Here is a 374-nt window from a genome sequence, read left to right as displayed (position 1 = left end):
TCGCCTCTGTTAATTTTTAATAATTGAATAGGAGGCGGTAAGAGAATATGAGTGAAGCATTATTCAAAAGAGTTTAAAGAAGCCATTGTTAAGAAGTGGCTTGAAAGTGGGTTATCATTAAGAACGTTTTCAGCCCAGGAAAACATAAACCTATCCACCTTGTCTTCCTGGCGAGATAAATTTCAATTACCAGGTTCAAGTGTGACAAAAAGTAGTAGTCCAGATAACTGGTCTCCAGAAGCAAAGTTTTCAATTGTTCTGGAAACCGCCATGATGTCGGAGATAGAGCTAAGTGAGTATTGCCGAGAAAAAGGGCTGTACCCTGATCAGGTGAAGCAATGGAAACAATCTTGTATTAACAACAATATGACTGA

1 protein-coding gene is annotated in these 374 nt (G+C 38.5%); it reads left to right on the top strand.

Annotated features, from left to right (window positions below):
• Positions 1-51 precede the first annotated feature (51 nt).
• A partial coding sequence (locus A3761_RS08495) for an IS3 family transposase (RefSeq protein WP_068750116.1) occupies positions 52-374 on the top strand: 323 nt, incomplete at its 3' end.

Source organism: Oleiphilus sp. HI0123 (assembly GCF_001635315.1).
The sequence above is the reverse complement of the archived record's forward strand: the minus strand, read 5'-3'. Positions and strand labels throughout refer to the sequence as shown.